Source organism: Lysinibacillus canaveralius (genome assembly GCF_047301505.1).
Classification (GTDB): Bacteria; Bacillota; Bacilli; order Bacillales_A; family Planococcaceae; genus Lysinibacillus_B.
Window position 1 is genome coordinate 404694 of sequence record NZ_CP154840.1, and the last position, 20450, is coordinate 425143.

Here is a 20450-nt window from a genome sequence, read left to right on the forward strand (position 1 = left end):
GGTGTGTCGATTGGCACCTTTTTTGCTATCCATACTAGTTGGTCGGCCCTTCCTTTAATTGAATGGTAATAGGGTCCATCTTTTCAGTTGGTGCTGCTAGACCCGAGCCGTCCACATAATTGATTGCCGGTGTAAGTGTCAGCGACGTGATATCTTCCGATAGGGTATACAATGAAAGAGTAAAATCATAGCCATGGCCATCTTGTGAAACAATACCGCTGCCGCCATGCAATTCGTGTGTTCTGCCCAAATTGTCCGTTGCCTCAGTGATTCTAATCATTGAATGAGGCCACTGTGCAAGAACGGAAGGAGCAATTTGAAACTCGTAGTTCAGTACCGCCGTTAAATCAGAATAAGTAATCGACTCAATCGTTAATTTGCTGCCGTCAAGCTCTGAGCTTTCTGCCAATGTCTTCGTCGTTGTCTCCAGTCTAGGGACTTTGAACTCAAATGACCAGTCTCCCTCAATAGGCAAACCGATTTCCCCGTTTGTTATAGACTGCGGATTCCACTGTACAATTGCTTCCTGAGGGGCTTCTTTATCAAAATGAGGGGTTACTTCTTCAAACCCGATATATGTTGTTTCATTGATCTTTTTAAGACTGCTCCCACCAGCTATGCTGCTTGCCTTGGCATTTTTAAGGGCCGGCATATTTCCGATTAAAGGGTATTCCCCCAAGTCATAAGTTGTATTAATGGCAAATGTAATCATGATAGTTGTCCCGTCATAAACAGCGTTTTCAATCATCATATCGATTCCATTACTTGACTGAATATCCCCAATGACAGTAGATAGTTCCTCATATTTTTCTGGAATAAAGTCCTGATCGACAAATGATACGATATTTTGAATGAACGGTAGCTGGCTTGCAATCGAAGGCAGCGTAAAGTAGCTCGTTGTTACAAGCATGACACCTGCTGCAGCAGCTGCCACCCAAGTTTTCATTCTCCGTTTCTTTCTTTTAGACCCTCCCAGCACAGCCTGTTTGATTTTTTTTGTTTGTATATCAGTAAGCGGCTTTTCTTCTAACAGTTCGATATCAAGATCGAGCCACTTTTGTAAGTCGTCCTTCATACGAGTCGCTCCTTCAGTTGTTTATTCTGCGCTAGCTTTCTGCGTCCGCGGTAGAGCCGGTTGTCAATAGCCGTAATTGTCATGCCGAGTCTCTCGGCAATCTCCTGACTGGACAGCTCAAGGAAGTACTTCATCATAAAAATATTCCGATCGGTTTCCGGTAACTCACTTATTGCTAACAGCACAGTATTCTTCTGTTCCTTCTCAAGCAGGAGCAGCTGAATGTCGGACGCTGCAGCTTGTTCCTGCAGTTGTTCATCTGCTTGCTCCCGGGCCTGTCGTTTCTCAAGCTTCCGGTATAGATCGATAGCCTTGAACTTGGCAATCGTACCAATCCATTTTTTAAAGTTTTCTGCCTCGCCTGAAAATTGAGCAGCATTTTGCCAGATGCTTAAAAACACGTCGTTTACACATTCATCCACAGCATGTTTGCCGTAATCTGAAAGAATATGATAGCTGATGGCATGAACAAGCCCGCCATAGCGTGTGATAATGAAATCCAGAGCTGCCTCATTACCATTTTTCAGATACCTTATAAAATTGCGTTCATTACAGTTCATAGATGATCTCCTTATTTATAGTGAGACAACGTTAAAAAGTATTGGTGATTTTTAATTTGTCATCCAAACATAAGTACTTTTTTTAATCAACAACAAAGTTTAACATAGTCAAAATGAAAAAGCTTTTTCACTTATTACAACGAAACGCTCTGTATGTATCTCTTATCAATGAAGAAGATTTATTAGAAAGTTTTTCACAGCAAACATTAGCCAGTTATTGGACTATTCTATTAGAAAGAAAAAATACGGCATTTATATAGCGGCTGTTTTAGCAGGCTTTCGCGCATGTGGAATTTTGAAGGGAAGGGTATTCTCGAAAAAACACCTAATTTCTCTAAATAAAAAGAATTTCGTCGTAATTTTATGCGAAATTTTCTGACGTTTAGCAGGAAAACTGTTGACTGAATGCTCATTCATTATTACAATAAGGCTAACAGTATTAATATGGAAATATAACTTTACGTAGTAAGCGTTTAGACGTTGGGCAGTGAAAGGAAGGGGGAGCTGCTGAATGTCTTGCTTACAAAAAGGGGGAGCATGTAGTGAATGCACTATTAATTGTTAACTGGGTAGCTACTATCGCTGTTATTTTATATGCATTAGGCTTGTTCGCATATCTATTAAAAACGCGCTATCAGTTCATTCAGTTGGGGAGAAAAGAAGATTTTGATACAAAGCTAGGGGAACGTATCGGTGATTTAATAGAAAAAGTATTTGGGCAATCGAAACTATTAAAAGATAAAAAGATGGGCTTGATTCATGTTTTCTTCTTCTATGGTTTCTTAATGGTCCAGTTCGGTGCTATTGATTTAATTTGGAAGGGGTTAGCACCAGGCTCTCATCTGCCGCTTGGCGGATTGTATGGCTTCTTCACTTTCTTCCAGGAGATCGTGGCTGTTGTCATTTTAGTAGCAGTAATCGGTGCATTCTACCGCCGTTATGTAGAAAAACTTGCGCGGTTAAAGCGTGGATGGAAAAACGGACTCGTATTAATTTTTATTGGCGGATTAATGACATCTACACTTATCGGCAATGGAATGAGTTTAATTTGGCATGACCACAGCTTCAATGGCTATGAGCCTGTTGCATCTAGCATCGCCGCTATTTTTGGCTTCCTGCCGCCAACAGCAGCAGCTGTCATTTTCTATATGATGTGGTGGGTACATTTATTGATTTTATTAACATTCCTTGTTTATATCCCGCAAGGAAAGCACTTCCACTTGATTACAAGTATCGTCAATGTTGGGGTAAACCGCTTGGATCGCCGCGGTACACTTAAGCCGGTTGACTTTGCAGCGCTTGAAGAAGCAGAGGACGAGGATGATATGCCGGCACTTGGAGTTGGTAAAATCCAAGACTTTACGCAAAAGCAGCTGCTGGATTTGTATGCGTGTGTAGAGTGCGGACGCTGTACGAATATGTGTCCTGCAACAGGAACAGGGAAAATGCTTTCACCAATGGATTTACTTGTGAAAATGCGTGATCATCTAACATTTACAGGCGCTGTTGTGACAAAGCAAAAGCCTTGGGTGCCGTTCCAATTTTTCAACAACACAAAGGGCAACCAGCTGGCAATGGCTGCAGGCGCTGAAGGTGCGGTTATTGAAGATATTTATAGCCCGTCCTTAATTGGAGATGTCATTACGGAAGAAGAAATTTGGGCTTGTACGACTTGCCGTAACTGTGAAGACCAATGTCCGGTGATGAACGAGCACGTAGACAAAATTATTGACCTTCGTCGTTATTTAACGATGACAGAAGGAAAAGTAAATCCGGATGCACAGCGTGCAATGACAAACATCGAACGTCAAGGAAATCCTTGGGGACTTAATCGTAAAGAGAAGGAAAACTGGCGCGACATTGATCCATCTATTAATATTCCAACAGTGAAAGAAGCGAAGAAATCTGGTGAAGGCTTCGAGTACTTATTCTGGGTTGGTTCGATGGGATCATTTGATAATCGCTCACAGAAAATTGCCCTGTCATTTGCCCGTCTACTAAACGAAGCAGGTGTAAAATTTGCGATTTTAGGTAACAAAGAGAAAAACTCTGGTGATACACCTCGCCGTTTAGGAAATGAGTTCTTATTCCAGGAGCTGGCGACAGCTAATATTGATGAATTTGAAAAAAATGACGTGACGAAAATTGTGACAATCGATCCGCATGCATATAACATTTTCAAAAATGAATATGGCGATTTTGGCTGGCACGGGGAAGTATATCACCATACAGAGTTGCTGTACGATCTAATTCAGCAAGGGCGCTTAACGATGAATCATCGTGTTGAAGAAACAATCGTATTCCATGATTCATGCTACCTTGGCCGTTACAATGATGTATATGATCCGCCGCGTGAAATCCTAAAAGGTATTCCAGGTGTAACACTTGTCGAAATGGAACGAAACCGTCAGGATGCAATGTGCTGCGGAGCCGGCGGCGGGCTGATGTGGATGGAAGAACACGTAGGTAACCGCGTGAATGTAGCACGTACAGAACAGGCATTAAAAACAGATGCCTCTGTTATTTCCTCCGGCTGTCCGTACTGCTTAACAATGCTGCAGGATGGTACAAAGGCAAAAGAGGTAGAGGACCAAATTGGTACGTATGATATTGCCGAGTTATTAGAGCGCGCTGTGTTCGGCAGTGGAACACCGGTAGAGGAAGAGCCTGTGGAAGAAGTAGTGGAGGAAACGGAAGAAGAACTTTCTCCTATTCAGGCAGTAAAAGAAGTAAAGGCTGAAAATAAAGAGTCAGCACCTTCTACGGAAATCCAGGCAGCAGAAGAAGCAGTTGCAACGACTGAAGGAATTGAATCAGCAGAACTCAATCAAGCGGAGCTAGATGTAACGGAAATTTCTTCAGAAAATAAACCGAATGCATAAAAACAACTGAAACCTATCTAATTTCAGCCTAGTAAAAACGAAGCTGCTAAACACAAGCAGCTTCGTTTTTGTGTTTTATAGAAATGATAAATGAGGGATTATGCTCTTAATGTATAGTTTCACTTCCTATCAGCAGTACCATAGAAAAAGATGAACCAGAGTAAGGTTCATCTTTTTATTTTAAAGCGAGTTTTTATCCCAGCCCTACATTATTATTTTATTTTAAATTTTTTTGTCTGTCCGCTCGTTATAGGCCGTCCATTAGCAGCTTTGATCTTCTTTGTAATAACAAGTGTATAAGATTCTCCAGATAAATAACCTTTTGCAGGTGCATGAACGGAAACCTTTTTCTGATCGACTGTAAATGTTACACCCTCTACATGTTCTCCTTTTGCATCCAAAACGTAGACTGTATGATCATTAATGGAACGCGGGTCTACTGCTTGGTTGAATGAAATGGTCCAGGATTTGTTTTTAGCATAAGATTTCATAGGCCCCGGCTGGATCATCGTCAGTGTGTAGGAATACTTCTCGAAGTTAGGACTGTGAGCCACAATGTTTCCGGTTTCTTGTACATCCATAAAATTAGTTGCCTGCTTTAATTCCCCTACACGTTCTCCTGTTACAGGATGGTAGGCAAGTGAGGGAGTATGTTGATCAAAGCTGTGCAAAAGTACATAGTCTTTTAAAATTGTCAGCAAATCCTGCTTTTGTTCGGTCCGTGCAAATTTTTGACCTAGACCATACCCTTCTTGAAATAGATAAAAAGATTCATCTGTCATCAAATAAGAAGGGTATTCATAGCTTGATGAGTAGGCTGCCTTACTGTCAAGAGGAACAGTATTCATCTGCATTGTATCCAAGTTCAGAAGCATGTACTGTTGATCATGAATGAAAGCAAAACGGTTTCCTGTTGAGAAAAAGTCATACTCCAATTCATTTTGAGCAAATTCTATCTCTCTAACAATTTTCCCCTGCGCATTAAACTCAATAAAACGGTGAGTCATCTTCGTTTCATCTGTTTGATCGACTGAATTGATATACATCATGTAACGGTCGGGTTTAGTAAAATCGATTTTTTGATAGGATGCTATATTGAGATAACGCTCCCATTCATAAACAAAAACTGAAACGAAGTTCACAATATGGTTGGCTGGAAAGTTTGGCTTTACTGTTACTGTCCGGTCGATATTGCGTGTATTGTCCTGTATATGAATATCGACTGTAGCTGCCTCAGGACAGAAAGCTTCCCCGGCACATGGTGTCAGCACCGGGCGTTCATATTTTGCAGGAGGAAAGGAGAGCTCTTCGCCGCTTTTCGTAAATCCAAGGATTGGCTCAAGGCTTTCGCTATTATAAAAAAGGAATTGCTCCTCTACGATTTCCCAATAAACGATTTCTTCAAAAGAAGAAGAATATGACTCTTTTTCAAGAGACCAAAGAATCGTTAAGTTTTCGTCATATAGTATCAGTTTTTTTGCAGCGGCATCATAAAATAATAAATATGCCTGTCCGTCTTTTGCTTTGAACGGAAAGACATTTCCGCTTTTCAGCAAAACTTTTTTGATAATTTTCCCATTCTTTCGATCCAGCTTATAAAAATCAAATAATAACTGATCCTCATCTGCTGTAAAGCTAATAGCTAATAAATCTCCTAAAGATGTAGGCAGCGATGCATACAGGCTATAGTCAAAAGTGCGTTGCCACTGCTCATTGAAGCCGATTTCTGTTTTTGCACTGGCAGGTATATCGAAGCTGCATAAAACAAAGCAGCAAATTAAAAGTGAAACGATGCGTTTCATTTCCATCCCCCTAAAATTGTCATACAATCAATATAGCAAAAATATCCAGATTTTAAGCATCAAAAATTATGAAATTTAAAAAATACAAAAACCAATTGAAAATCTTCTAACTATTTAGTATATTTTTTATATAACAATGATTTTGTTATTTTTTTGCAATAATACTGAGCGAGCGTTCAGTCGGCGAAAATCTTTTCAGAAGATCAATCGAAACAAAGGGGTGTTGTTGATTGAATAGAACAGTTATTTTAGATGGTGCTCGTACACCATTCGGTAAGTTTGGCGGTGCACTGGCAAGTCTGCAGGCAAGTGATTTAGGCGGTATTGCCATCAAGGCAGCATTGGAAAAGTCAGGTGTTCAGCCTGCAGAGGTGCAGGAAGTTATTTTCGGGACAGTACTGCAGGCAGGTCAGGGACAGATTCCTTCTAGACAGGCAGCAAGCAAGGCTGGTATTCCTTGGAATGTCAAAACAGAAACGATCAACAAAGTATGTGCATCTGGCATGCGCAGTATAACACTCGGCGATCAGCTCATTCGTTTAGGGGACGAAGAGGTAATCATTGCTGGAGGAATGGAATCCATGTCTAACGCACCGTATTATTTGCCAAAAGGCCGCTTTGGTTTGCGCATGGGAGACGCAAGCATAGTGGATGGCATGGTGTATGATGGGCTTTCCTGCTCGTTTGATCCAAAGCATGTGCATATGGGTACTTACGGTAATTCAACTGCAGATGAGTTTCAGATTTCACGACAGCATCAGGATACATGGGCAGAACGCAGCCATCGACTAGCGGTACAGGCGGCAGAAAAGTTTGCGGAGGAAATCGTCTCTGTAGAAATTCCGCAGCGGAAAGGCGAACCAGTTGTTGTCGGTTCAGATGAAGCAGTTCGACCAGACACAACTGTGGAAACGCTTGCAAATCTTCGTCCTGCTTTTGGCAAGGAAGGGACGATTACTGCCGGCAATGCACCGGGCGTTAATGACGGAGCATGTGCTGTCGTTCTGATGAACGAAGAACGGGCAAAATCAGAAGGGCGTACGCCGCTCGCGACAATTTTGGCGCATACAGAAATTGCTGTGGAACCGAAAAATTTCCCGCAAACACCGGGCCTTGTTATTAATGCACTGCTAGAGAAAACTGGCAAGACGATAGAAGAAGTTGATTTGATTGAGATCAATGAAGCTTTCGCAGCGGTTGCACTAGTCAGCAATCAGATTGCAGGACTTGATGAAAATAAGGTGAATGTAAATGGCGGTGCGGTTGCACTAGGTCATCCAATTGGGGCAAGTGGTGCCCGTATTGTATTGACACTTGCTTATGAATTGAAACGTCGCGGCGGCGGTATCGGTATCGCAGCGATTTGCTCTGGTGGAGGTCAAGGGGATGCCATCATGATTGAAGTAGCAAAACAGGGGGATGGACAATGACAATTCAAACAGTAATGGTAATTGGTGCAGGTCAGATGGGTTCGGGCATTGCCCAGGTATGTGCACAGGCTGGATTCAATGTGAAGTTAAATGATATCAAGCAGGAGTTTTTTGAGCGCGGACTTGGCGTTATGACGAAGAACCTATCCCGCGATGTAGAAAAGGGACGTAAAACAGAAGAAGAGAAACAGGGGATTCTCGGACGTATTACAATGTCGCTTGACCTGCAAGATGCAGCAGATGTGGATCTTGTCATCGAAGCGGCTGTTGAAAACATGGAAATTAAGCAATCAATTTTCAAACAGCTTGATACGATTGCACCGAAACATGCTATTTTAGCAACGAACACATCAAGCCTGCCAATCACAGAGATTGCGGCTGTAACAGAGCGCCCGGAGCAGGTTATTGGCATGCACTTTATGAATCCGGTACCGGTTATGAAGCTTGTAGAGATTATCCGCGGGCTGGCTACTACTGATGAGGTTTATCAAGCAGTGGAGGAAATGACACGCAAGCTTGGTAAAACGCCGGTAGAGGTGAATGACTTCCCTGGTTTCGTATCTAACCGTATTCTTCTTCCGATGATTAACGAAGCAATTTATGCATTATACGAAGGGGTAGCGTCAAAGGAAGCAATTGATGATGTCATGAAGCTTGGTATGAATCATCCGATGGGGCCTTTAACATTGGCCGACTTTATTGGTCTTGACACTTGTCTTTCCATCATGGAAATTCTGCATGAAGGGCTTGGTGATTCGAAATACCGACCGTGTCCGTTATTACGTAAATACGTGGCAGCTGGCTGGCTGGGGAAAAAATCTGGGCGCGGCTTCTACGTTTACGAATAGGGGGACGTTCACATGGAACTTCGATTCACTGAAGAACAAGAAATGATGCGCCAAATGGTCCGGGATTTCGCCAAAACAGAAATTGAGCCATTCGTTGAACGAATGGAGCAGGGAGAGTTCCCACGGGAAATCTTGAAGAAGATGGGCGGCCTCGGCCTGATGGGAACGACAGCTCCTGAAAGTCTAGGTGGTTCGGAGATGGACTTTACTTCCTACATCATCGCAATTAACGAGCTTTCCAAAGTGAGCGCAGTTGTGGGAGTTATTCTCTCTGTACATACATCGGTAGGAACAAATCCAATTCTGTATTTCGGCAATGATATGCAAAAGCAAAAGTATGTACCGAAATTAGCAAATGGTGAATATCTTGGTGCCTTCTGTTTGACGGAACCAGGTGCCGGAAGTGATGCTGGATCATTGAAATCTCGGGCTGTAAAAGATGGTGAAAACTATATCATCAACGGTTCGAAAGTATTCATTACAAATGGGGGTGAAGCAGATGTGTATATTGTATTTGCTTCAACTAACCCAGAGCTTGGATCTCGCGGTATCTCAGCATTCATCGTCGAAAAGGGAACACCGGGGTTAATTATCGGAAAAGATGAGCACAAAATGGGGCTTCACGGTTCCCGCACAGTACAGCTGACATTTGACAATATGGTTGTTTCTGCTGAAAATCTGCTGGGTGCTGAAGGGGATGGCTTTAAAATTGCAATGAGCAATTTGGATGTCGGCCGTATTGGTATTGCTGCACAGGCATTGGGGATTGCTGAAGCAGCGCTGGAAGCAGCAGCAAACTATGCAAAAGAACGTGTACAATTCGGCAAGCCAATTGTGGCAAACCAAGGGGTGGCTTTCAAACTGGCAGATATGGCAACAGCTGTAGAGGCAGCGAGATTGCTCGTTTACCGCGCAGCCAATCTGCGTACTCAAGGACTTCCATGCGGAAAGGAAGCATCAATGGCAAAGTTATTTGCATCAAAAACAGCCGTTGATGTAGCAATCGATGCCGTGCAGATTTTTGGAGGTTACGGCTATACAGAGGACTATCCGGTTGAGCGCTATTTCCGTGATGCGAAAGTAACCGAGATTTATGAGGGGACATCCGAAATTCAGCGTATCGTCATTGGCAAGCATCTATTTAGTTAAGCAAAGGGACTATCATTATATAAATACATTGGGGAAAAGGGGATTTGTACAATGAACTTTCAACTGACAGAAGAACATGAACAATTACGGGAAATGATTCGAGATTTTGCAATCAATGAAGTAGCACCAACTGCAGCAGAGCGGGATGAAAACGAAGAATTTGACCGCGGCATTTTCGATAAAATGGCTGAGCTTGGTCTGACAGGTATTCCATGGCCGGAAGAATACGGTGGAGCAGGCTTCGACTATTTGGCATATTGTATCGCGGTAGAGGAATTATCCCGTGTATGTGCCTCAACAGGGGTAACGTTATCAGCACATACATCACTTGCAGGGTGGCCGCTTTACAAGTTCGGAAACGAAGAGCAAAAGCAAAAGTACCTTCGTCCAATGGCAGAAGGGAAAAAAATCGGTGCCTATGGTCTAACTGAACCGGGGTCAGGCTCGGATGCAGGCGGTATGAAAACTTATGCTGTAAAAGATGGAGACGACTATATTTTAAATGGATCAAAAATCTTCATTACAAACGGCGGGGTTGCAGATATCTATATTGTTTTTGCGGTAACAGATCCGGAATCAAAGCATAAAGGGACATCAGCCTTTATTGTCGAATCGGATTTCCCGGGCTTTTCTGTAGGGAAAAAGGAAAAGAAATTAGGAATTCGTTCTTCTCCAACGACAGAAATCATTTTTGAAAACTGCCGTGTTCCAAAAGAAAATCTTCTTGGCGCCGAAGGAGAAGGTTTCATCATCGCGATGAAAACATTAGACGGTGGACGTAATGGGATTGCTGCCCAGGCAGTAGGAATTGCACAAGGGGCACTCGATGCAGCAGTTGACTATGCAAAAGAGCGTGTACAGTTCGGCAAACCAATCGCAGCAAATCAAGGTGTGTCCTTCAAATTAGCTGATATGGCGACAGCGGTGGAAGCATCTCGTCTTCTTACTTATCAAGCAGCTTGGTTGGAATCAAATGATCTTCCATACGGAAAGGCCTCTGCAATGGCGAAATTGATGGCTGGGGATACAGCGATGAGCGTAACGACAGATGCTGTGCAGATTTTCGGCGGATATGGCTATACAAAAGACTATCCAGTAGAACGCTTTATGCGTGACGCGAAAATTACACAGATTTACGAAGGCACGCAAGAGATTCAGCGTCTTGTCATTTCGCGTATGCTGACAAAGTAATGCATGGCAAATAAAAAAATCCGTGTTGAAACATCGGTCAAAGATGCAAGCTTAATCGAAATCCGCAGACAACAGATTGTGCGTGCAGGTGTGAATCTGTTTCGGGAAAAGGGCTTTCATCGTGCAACGACAAGGGAAATCGCCAAAGCTGCAGGGTTTAGTATTGGAACATTATATGAGTATATCCGGACAAAAGAAGATGTCCTTTATTTAGTATGTGACAGTATTTTTAATGAAGTGACGAACCGCCTATCACGCTTTCCGACAAATGCTGGTACAATTGAGGCGCTTCAGGAAGCGATCAGCCAATATTTCCTGCTCATCGATGGGATGTTTGATGAATTCACAATTATGTATCAGGAAACAAAATCCTTGCCGAAAGAGGCTATGCAGTATGTATTAAGCAAGGAACTTGAAATGGTTGCCATCTTCGAAGAAATTTTAGCAGGATGTGTGAAGTCAGGGGTGCTGGAGCTTGATGAAAAGGAGCTGTTTCTAGCAGCAAATCATCTTGTTGTACAGGGGCAGTCATGGGCATTCCGTAAATGGGCACTCAAAAATCGCTATACAATTGAAGAGTACATTGAATTGCAGACGAATTTATTTTTACATGGCGTTTTGCATTTTAAGAAATAAGTAAGGCACCGTTAATTGCATACGCTTCGTGGCAATTAACGGTGCTGTTTAATTGCTGCCCGGTAAGGGGACCGGGATGGGAGATATTTCATAACAAAGGGGAGTTTCAATATGACAACAGAAGTAGAGACAAAAGTCGAGCAGCCAGTTGAAACGAAAGTAGAAGTATACAAACCGACACATCATGTCCGTTTTGTAACAGCATCAAGCTTATTTGATGGGCATGATGTGTCAGTTAACATTATGCGGCGTATTCTGCAATCGAGCGGAGCAGAAGTTATTCATCTAGGGCATAATCGTTCGGTAGAAGAAGTGGTGAATGCTGCTATTCAGGAAGATGCACAAGGGATTGCCGTATCAAGCTATCAGGGCGGTCATATGGAATACTTTAAGTACATGTATGACCTGCTGCGTGAAAAAGGGGCACCCCATATTAAAATCTATGGCGGCGGGGGTGGGGTAATCCTGCCGCGCGAAATCAAGGAATTACATGAATACGGTATTAATGGCATCTTTTCACCGGAAGATGGCCGGCGTCTTGGCCTGCAGGGAATGATTAATGAAAAGATGAAAGGGGCAGACTTCTCTACATTAAATGGTGACTATGTGGAAAAATTAGAGAAGCTGACGCCGGAATCACCAGAAATTTTAGCCAATTTAATTACAGCTGCCGAAACAGGCGGTGAAGGGGTAGCGGAACTGCTGAAAACAGCCCGCGCCAATACGAAAAAACCACCTGTTCTCGGTATTACAGGTACAGGCGGTGCAGGGAAATCCTCCTTGACAGATGAACTCATTCGCCGTTTCCTTCAGGAGTTTCCTGATAAACGCGTAGCAATTATATCGGTCGATCCGACGAAGCAAAAAACGGGCGGTGCGCTGCTTGGAGACCGTATCCGCATGAATGCGATCTTCAATAACAGAGTATACATGCGCAGTTTAGCGACACGCGGCTCCCGTACTGAGCTATCGGCCTCTATCGGTGATGTGCTGGATGTCGTTAAAGCAGCCGGCTACGATTTAGTGATTGTGGAGACGAGTGGCATCGGGCAAGGGGATGCAGAGATTACGAAATATACAGATCTTTCAATGTATGTGATGACAAGCGAGTTTGGGGCGCCAACGCAGCTTGAAAAAATCGATATGATTGACTACGCGGATCTTATTGCAATCAACAAATTTGAACGCAAAGGCTCTGAGGATGCTCTTCGCCAAGTGCAAAAGCAAATGCAGAGATCCCGCGAAATGTGGGATACGAATTTAGATGACATGCCGGTATACGGTACGATTGCCTCTCAATTCAATGATAAAGGAACAAATTCATTGTTTGCCGCTATCGTGCGTCTTATCAATGAAAAGTGCGGGTTTAATTGGGAAACATCCTACGAGCAATCTATCAAAACACAAAAACAGGATGTTATCATTCCAAACGACCGCCGCTACTATTTACGTGAAATCACAGATGCGGTACGCGGCTATCATAAAAGAGCAGCACAGCAGGTAGAGCTTGCACGCAGACTCTATCAATTAGAAGGAACGCTAAAACAGCTTCCGGAAGGTGAAGATGCGCTGATCGCCTCGATTAATTCATTAATTGAAGGAGTACGAGGAGAGCTTTCTACAGAATCGAAGAAAATCCTCGATAATTGGAAAGCATTGAAGGAAGCATATAGCGGCGATGAGTATGTGACGAAGGTGCGCGATAAGGAAATCCGTACGGTGCTTACGACAACCTCATTATCCGGGACGAAAATCCCTAAAGTAGCGCTTCCGAAATTCGAAGACTACGGAGAAATCCTGCGGTGGGTCTATGCGGAAAATGTACCTGGGTCATTCCCTTACACAGCGGGCGTATTTTCATTTAAGCGTGAAGGAGAAGATCCGAAGCGCCAGTTCGCAGGAGAAGGTACACCGGAGCGTACAAACAAACGCTTCCACTATTTATCAAAGGATGATGATGCAAAACGCCTATCAACGGCGTTTGACTCGGTAACGCTATACGGGGAAGATCCGCATATCCGACCTGATATTTACGGTAAGGTAGGAGAATCAGGAGTGAGCATTTGCACACTCGATGATATGAAAAAGCTATATGACGGTTTTGACCTGTGTGCGCCAAGTACATCTGTCTCAATGACAATTAACGGTCCGGCCCCAATCATTCTGGCAATGTTTATGAATACTGCGATTGACCAGCAGGTACGCAAACGCGAGGAAGAACTTGGCCGTCCTTTAACGGTAGAAGAGTTTACGGAGACACGTGAAAAAACGCTTCAAGTTGTGCGCGGTACAGTACAGGCAGATATTTTAAAAGAGGATCAAGGGCAAAATACATGTATTTTCTCAACGGAGTTTGCGCTGCGTATGATGGGCGATATTCAACAATATTTCATCGACCATAAAGTACGTAACTATTATTCTGTGTCTATTTCCGGCTATCATATTGCAGAGGCTGGGGCAAACCCGATTTCGCAGCTGGCCTTCACACTGGCAAACGGCTTTACTTATGTTGAGTACTATTTGAGCCGCGGCATGCATATTGATGACTTTGCACCGAATTTATCTTTCTTCTTCTCAAACGGACTCGATCCGGAATATACGGTAATCGGACGTGTGGCACGCCGTATTTGGGCAATCGTCATGCGCGATAAATATGGCGCGAATGAACGCTCGCAAAAGCTGAAGTACCATATTCAAACGTCAGGGCGCAGTCTGCATGCGCAGGAAATTGACTTCAATGATATTCGCACGACGCTGCAAGCTTTAATGGCACTGCACGATAACTGTAACTCCCTTCATACAAATGCGTACGATGAGGCAATTACAACACCGACAGAGGAATCCGTAAGACGGGCGATGGCCATTCAGATGATTATTACGAAAGAGCATGGGCTGACGAAAAATGAAAACCCGCTGCAGGGGGCATTTATCATCGAGGAGCTGACAGATCTTGTAGAGCAGGCAGTGCTCGATGAATTTGACCGCATTAATGACCGCGGTGGTGTGCTGGGGGCTATGGAAACACAGTATCAACGGGGTAAGATCCAAGAGGAATCCATGTATTACGAACATCTAAAACATTCAGGTGAGCTGCCAATCATTGGGGTGAACACATACCTAAACCCGAACCCGCCATCTGATGAGGATATTAACTCTATGGAAATCGCGCGCGCTTCCAAGGAAGAAAAAGATGCACAAATCACTAATCTTCAAGCCTTCCAGAAGCGTCACGCAGAAAAGAATGTTGAAGCGCTTAAACGCTTGAAACAGGCTGCAGTAACAGGCGGCAATATTTTTGCTGAACTGATGGAGACGGTAAAGGTAGCAAGTCTTGGGCAAATTACGCATGCACTATATGAAGTGGGCGGTCAATATCGACGCAATATGTAAGCAAGAAAAAAGATAGAAACACATCACATATGCTGCTGGATAGGGGCCGAGAGCTGCCCTATCTAGCCCGCCTCTTACTCGTTATTCCGACATACTTTTTACACGACGAGCCTACCAGAATTTAGTATACTGGATGTAAGGTCAACAAGGGAGGTGGCATAAGTGATATCACATGTAAAATATATCGTTATATTTTGTTGTCTAACAGCCACCTATTTCCTGTATAATGAACAATTAGCGTCGATTCCGCTATTGGTTTTGTCTGCGCTTTTCTTTTATATCGGCCTGAAAGAAATGTCGAAATTAAAAAACAATAAATGAAACTAGCATAGTACTATAATGTTTGTATATAATGGGTATTATGCTTAGGAAATGTAATAAATGAAGGGACGTGCACGATTTGAACTTTCGTGAAATGACAAAAGAACAATTAGCAGAAGAGTCGTTAATTGATTTAGCATACGCTTTTTTAGAAGAACGTAAATCTGCAATCTCATTTGCCGATCTAGTAAAAGAGCTTCAAAGCTTAAATGGCTTTTCAGATGAGGAAATGAAATCTCGCCTTGTTCAATTTTATACAGATATGAATATCGACGGCCGCTTTTTACTAAATCATGAGAATGGATGGGGTCTGCGTGAATGGTATAAAGTGGAGACGATTGAAGAAGAAACGGCTCCAACTGTAAAAGCACGCAAGAAAAAATCAAAAGCAGTTATCGATGATGAGGACGAAATCATCGACCTTGATGAAGATGATATCGTATTTGATGAAGACTTCGATGAATTCTCAGACGATGAAGATGAGGAAGAAATCGAAGAAGATGATGCGCTGGAATTTGTCGAGGAAGACATTGAGGATTTGGATGCGGAGATCGATGAAGAACTGATTCCTGAAGAGGAAGAAGAGTTCGTTATTGATGACGAGGAAGAAGAAGAAGAAGATCTTGATGAACTAGAAGACCTTGACGAGGAAGAAGAGAAATAATACTGGGAGTATGGGTGATGATGTTTTGCCCATACTTTTTTTGTTAGCAGAAATTTACCGTTTTATTATGGTGAGAAGCATATACGCGGTATGACTCTAAGGTGTAAGTGATCAGAAAGCATCCTTTTCAAGTAAAAGCAATGTCCACAGCCCTTCCGCTAAGGGTGTGACTATAGTTAATTAATTGAAACTGTATGCTGTGACAAGCCTTCAAGGTAAAAGTGCTTGACTTCTTTTTCACTTCCGTATAATCTTTTACTTGGGCTCCTTTAAAAAGGAGATTGACCGTATAAGTTATACGCTCCCTCTGCTAGTATGCAGGCGGGGCGTTTTTTATTTTTTATAGCAAAAGTTCGCAACGCAGGACAAGTTATTGCTGTTTCTAGCTGCTCTGTACTGAGTTTAAGGTTTGTGAATAGGGAGGGAATCCTTCCTACCCCTATTAAAAAAGGCATGATGAAGGCGCTTTTCAGTCGGCATATGCCTTTCCAATTTTTAAGGAGGAATTTAGAATGACAAAGTATATTTTCGTAACAGGTGGAGTGGTTTCGTCGCTTGGGAAAGGAATTGTTGCTGCATCTTTAGGGCGTTTATTAAAAAACCGCGGTCTTGAAGTAACAATTCAAAAGTTTGATCCATACTTAAACATTGACCCAGGTACAATGAGTCCATACCAACATGGTGAAGTATTCGTAACAGATGATGGTGCGGAAGCGGACTTAGATTTAGGGCACTATGAGCGTTTCATCGACATCAATCTAGGGAAACACTCAACAGTTACATCAGGCCGTGTATATCAATCTGTTCTGCAAAAAGAGCGCCGTGGAGATTACAACGGTGGTACTGTTCAAGTAATTCCTCATATTACAAATGAAATTAAAGATAGAATCCAACGCGCCGGCCGTGAAACAAATGCCGATGTAGTTATTACAGAAGTTGGCGGTACAGTAGGAGATATCGAGTCGCTGCCATTCTTAGAAGCAATTCGACAAATGAAAACGAACCTGGGCCATGAAAATGTAATGTATGTCCACTGTACATTAATCCCTTACATTAAAGCAGCAGGGGAAATGAAAACAAAACCGACACAGCACTCTGTGAAGGAACTGCGTTCATTAGGGATCCAGCCGAATATTATCGTTGTACGTACAGAACAGGCGATTTCACAAGAAATGAAAGATAAATTGGCATTATTCTGTGATGTACAGCCTCATGAGATTATTGAATCCCGTGATGCAGAGCATTTATATGAAGTACCGCTTAACCTGCACGCTCAGGATTTTGATGATATCGTGCTTGAGCACTTCGGTATTAAAGCGCCGGAAGCAGATATGTCTGACTGGAAAGAGCTTGTTGAAAAGGTGAAAAACCTGAAAAATAAAACACGTATTGCACTTGTAGGGAAATACGTAGAACTGCAGGATGCTTACATTTCTGTAGCAGAGGCACTGAAGCATGCAGGCTATGCATATGATTCTGATATAGAAATTGACTGGGTAAATGCAGAAAATGTAACAGCAGAAAACGTGGCAGAGCTGCTTGGACAAGCAGACGGTATTCTAGTGCCTGGTGGCTTTGGAGACCGTGGGGTAGAGGGGAAAATCGAGTCAATCCGCTATGCGCGTGAAAATGATGTACCTTTCCTTGGTATTTGCCTAGGTATGCAATTAGCGACAGTAGAATTTGCGCGTAACGTATTAGATTTACAAGGTGCACATTCAACAGAGCTGGATAAAGAAACACCATATCCAATCATTGATTTCCTACCAGATCAATCAGAAGATATTGATCTTGGCGGTACACTACGTTTAGGCTTATATCCATGTAAATTGAAAGAGGGATCTCGTGCGCGTGAGTGCTACAACGGAGAAGAGCTTGTGTATGAGCGCCACCGTCACCGCTATGAGTTTAACAATGAATTCCGTGAAGCAATGGAAGCGGCAGGCCTTGTATTCTCAGGTGTATCACCTGATAACAAGCTTGTGGAAATTATCGAATTGCCTGAGAAGAAATTCTTCGTGGCTGGTCAGTTCCACCCAGAGCTAGTATCTCGTCCACAACGTCCACAACCATTATTCCGCGAATTTGTAGGTGCGGCATTTAACAATCAAAAATAATTGTCCATCTGTGATGGAGACAGTAAATGAAAAAAGGTAGAGAAAACATTATGTTTTCTCTACCTTTTAGTGTATTTAGCCGGATTTTATCCCTAAATAATTCTAAAATTTTAAAAACCCCTGACAGTCCTTAACGGGAGTCAGAGGTGCGGAGTTTATAAAATTTTAGGCTTCTCAATTGAAAGATTATATACGGATTTTATGATACCTGACCCAAAGTTGATAATATCCCCTCGGCTGAATCTAGATATGAATGATACCCATTAACGTGGCAATAAATAGTAATACGATACTCAATCCCCACATCCAGAAGAATGAGAACTTCAGGTGCTTGCCCATTTCTAGCCCAGATAGTCCAAGTGCCAGCCAAACAGCAGGGGCAAGCGGTGATACAAATGTACCGACGATGTTACCGATGATCATCGCATAGGCTGTTGATAGAGAATCGATATCAAAAGAAAGACCGATTTGCTCAACAACAGGGAATAAGGCGAAATAATAAGCATCTGTACTAAGCAATAAATCAAAGGGTACTCCTAATATCCCCACGATAATATGAAGGTAGGAAGACATGAAGGAAGGTAGAATCTGTACTGCATCATTAGCGATTGCAGTCAGCATACCTGTCCCGTTCAAGATACCTAAAAACAGTCCCGCAGCAATGATAATGGAAGCCATTGTCAAGGCATTAGGAGAGTGTGCACGGATACGCTCCATTTGGGTGTCAGTGGAACGGTAGTTGATCGGCAATGCAATGGCGACACCGATTAAAAAGGCGAGCCCTGGCGGTATAATGCCAGATACCAATGTCCCGATTACGAGCACGGCAATGAGCGCATTGATCCAGAGTAGCTTTGGTCGTTGCAGGCTCTTGTCCACTTCCGATGAAACAACTCCTGTGGAGGAAGTGTCACCTTCATCTGAAGGAACCAATGTCCCAAATTGGCTGACGATACGCTTCTTCTCTCGGATACCAAAGAAAACGGCTAATAGTAGCATAAGGATGATTCCAATGATTTGTAACGGAATCAGCGGATACCAGAGTTTTGTAACATCCGTTTCTAATACAGACGCCACACGTCCTAATGGTCCGCCCCAAGGTATCATATTGACGATAGCAGCGGATCCGGCAACCAGCAAAAGTAACAAATAGGGATTCATCTTTAGACGAAGATATAGCGGTAATAATGCCGGGATTGTTAGTAAGAAAGTCGAAGCCCCAGATCCATCAAGCTGAGCTACAGCGGCAATCAAAACGGTAATGACAGTTACAACAATAATATTCCCCTTTGAAAGCGCAATCATTTTGTTAATCAGCGGGTCGAACAATCCTACATCTTGCATGATGCCGAAGAATATAATTGCAAAAATGAACATGACCGCGACATTGATAACTGAGCTTATGCCGGACTCGAAAAATCCTCCGATGTCTGCCAGGCTGAATCCTGCAATCAATGCACCGATAATTGGAGGGACGACCATAGCCACCAAGGGGGACACACGCCCGCTGATCAGAAGAACTACAATTACTAGAATTGTTAAAAATCCTATTATACTTAAACTCATTTCATTTTCTCCCCTTTATTTTTGATGTTTTTAGATTTTTCTAAAAGTAACATAATTATGATAAGGGGAGAATAATATGGTGATATTTTATATAAAGTTAATAATTTTAATTTTGTTCATAAGTTTCACGATATATATATTTCCGTTCTGGACGACCAACTGAGCCATAGATCAGTTTTGTTTCAAGAAATTGTTCAGCCACTAAATATTCAAGATAGCGCCGGGCAGTAGAGCGGCTTGTCCCAATTTCCTCACTGAGCCTGGAAGCAGTCATCTCCTCAAAGGTATTTTTCTCAAATAACGATTTCACAGATTGCAGCGTATGAAAATCGATTCCTTTTGCCATAGGCCCATGCTGTCCTTCTTTGAAAATAGGTAAAAATAATTCATCAACCTCTTTTTGAGAGAGATACTCTTTGGTAAGGAATAGTTTCTCAATGTATTGGTAGCGTTGGATTGATTGGGCGAGCCGCTGAACCTCAAAGGGTTTGATAATATAATCATAGACACCTAGATTCATGATATCCTGTATATGCTCCGTTTCTGAGGCTGCAGAAATAACAATGATTTTGATAGCTGAATAGAGAGAACGAATTTCTTGTATAAGTGAATATCCCTCTACATCGGGAATATATAAATCAAGCAATATAATATCAGGCAAATTAGCTGTCTTTTTTAATTTCGTCAATGTTTCATTTCCGCCGCGCAGATTTTCCAGCACAATACAGGATCCGATGTCATGTATGTAATCTGCATGTATCTGGGCGACACGGAAATCATCTTCCACAATCCATACACCTATTGTTTTTGTCATGATTC

Annotated in this window: 14 protein-coding genes; 9 read left to right on the top strand and 5 right to left on the bottom strand. The window is 42.6% G+C overall.

The features are described from left to right. Positions 1 to 34 precede the first annotated feature (34 nt). Positions 35 to 1075, bottom strand: a complete 1041-nt coding sequence (locus AA0Y26_RS02125; protein WP_413364689.1) for a DUF4179 domain-containing protein — start codon at positions 1073 to 1075, stop codon at positions 35 to 37. Next, a complete protein-coding gene (locus tag AA0Y26_RS02130; RefSeq protein ID WP_413364691.1) occupies positions 1072 to 1635 on the bottom strand; it encodes a sigma-70 family RNA polymerase sigma factor in 564 nt (187 codons plus the stop codon). The genes AA0Y26_RS02125 and AA0Y26_RS02130 overlap by 4 nt, the downstream gene beginning before the upstream one ends. A 542-nt stretch (positions 1636 to 2177) precedes the next feature. Between AA0Y26_RS02130 and AA0Y26_RS02135 the strand changes: the two genes are divergently transcribed. After that, positions 2178 to 4517 carry a heterodisulfide reductase-related iron-sulfur binding cluster gene (locus AA0Y26_RS02135; RefSeq protein WP_413364693.1) on the top strand — a complete coding sequence of 780 codons (2340 nt, stop codon included), beginning with the start codon at positions 2178 to 2180 and terminating at the stop codon, positions 4515 to 4517. A gap of 212 nt (positions 4518 to 4729) precedes the next feature. Here the strand turns inward: AA0Y26_RS02135 and AA0Y26_RS02140 are convergent, their stop codons facing one another. Continuing rightward, positions 4730 to 6319, bottom strand: a complete 1590-nt coding sequence (locus AA0Y26_RS02140) for an Ig-like domain-containing protein (protein WP_413364695.1) — start codon at positions 6317 to 6319, stop codon at positions 4730 to 4732. Between the two features lie 230 nt (positions 6320 to 6549). Between AA0Y26_RS02140 and AA0Y26_RS02145 the strand changes: the two genes are divergently transcribed. From AA0Y26_RS02145 to AA0Y26_RS02180, 8 genes are all read left to right on the top strand, one after another. Continuing rightward, the gene (locus tag AA0Y26_RS02145) at positions 6550 to 7749 is read left to right on the top strand and encodes an acetyl-CoA C-acetyltransferase (protein WP_413364697.1); all 1200 of its coding nucleotides are present in this window, start codon (positions 6550 to 6552) and stop codon (positions 7747 to 7749) included. Beyond that, positions 7746 to 8597, top strand: a complete 852-nt coding sequence (locus tag AA0Y26_RS02150) for a 3-hydroxybutyryl-CoA dehydrogenase (protein WP_413364699.1) — start codon at positions 7746 to 7748, stop codon at positions 8595 to 8597. The genes AA0Y26_RS02145 and AA0Y26_RS02150 overlap by 4 nt, the downstream gene beginning before the upstream one ends. Positions 8598 to 8609: 12 nt before the next feature. Then, positions 8610 to 9746, top strand: a complete 1137-nt coding sequence (locus tag AA0Y26_RS02155) for an acyl-CoA dehydrogenase (RefSeq protein ID WP_413364701.1) — start codon at positions 8610 to 8612, stop codon at positions 9744 to 9746. Positions 9747 to 9797: 51 nt separating this feature from the next. After that, a complete protein-coding gene (locus AA0Y26_RS02160; RefSeq protein WP_413364703.1) occupies positions 9798 to 10937 on the top strand; it encodes an acyl-CoA dehydrogenase in 1140 nt (379 codons plus the stop codon). A gap of 3 nt (positions 10938 to 10940) precedes the next feature. Beyond that, a complete protein-coding gene (locus AA0Y26_RS02165; protein WP_413364705.1) occupies positions 10941 to 11573 on the top strand; it encodes a TetR family transcriptional regulator in 633 nt (210 codons plus the stop codon). Positions 11574 to 11684: 111 nt separating this feature from the next. Further along, positions 11685 to 14963 carry a fused isobutyryl-CoA mutase/GTPase IcmF gene (gene icmF, locus AA0Y26_RS02170; protein WP_413364707.1) on the top strand — a complete coding sequence of 1093 codons (3279 nt, stop codon included), beginning with the start codon at positions 11685 to 11687 and terminating at the stop codon, positions 14961 to 14963. Positions 14964 to 15363: 400 nt separating this feature from the next. Beyond that, positions 15364 to 15948 carry a DNA-directed RNA polymerase subunit delta gene (gene rpoE, locus AA0Y26_RS02175; protein ID WP_413364709.1) on the top strand — a complete coding sequence of 195 codons (585 nt, stop codon included), beginning with the start codon at positions 15364 to 15366 and terminating at the stop codon, positions 15946 to 15948. 512 nt (positions 15949 to 16460) lie between these two features. Continuing rightward, a complete protein-coding gene (locus AA0Y26_RS02180) occupies positions 16461 to 18065 on the top strand; it encodes a CTP synthase (RefSeq protein ID WP_413364710.1) in 1605 nt (534 codons plus the stop codon). A gap of 243 nt (positions 18066 to 18308) precedes the next feature. Here AA0Y26_RS02180 and AA0Y26_RS02185 read toward each other — a convergent pair whose 3' ends face one another. Together AA0Y26_RS02185 and AA0Y26_RS02190 are read right to left on the bottom strand one after the other, a co-directional pair. Next, a complete protein-coding gene (locus AA0Y26_RS02185; protein ID WP_413364712.1) occupies positions 18309 to 19631 on the bottom strand; it encodes a CitMHS family transporter in 1323 nt (440 codons plus the stop codon). Positions 19632 to 19737: 106 nt separating this feature from the next. Next, on the bottom strand, positions 19738 to 20445 hold the full coding sequence (locus AA0Y26_RS02190; protein WP_413364714.1) for a response regulator: 708 nt from the start codon (positions 20443 to 20445) through the stop codon (positions 19738 to 19740). Positions 20446 to 20450 lie beyond the last annotated feature (5 nt).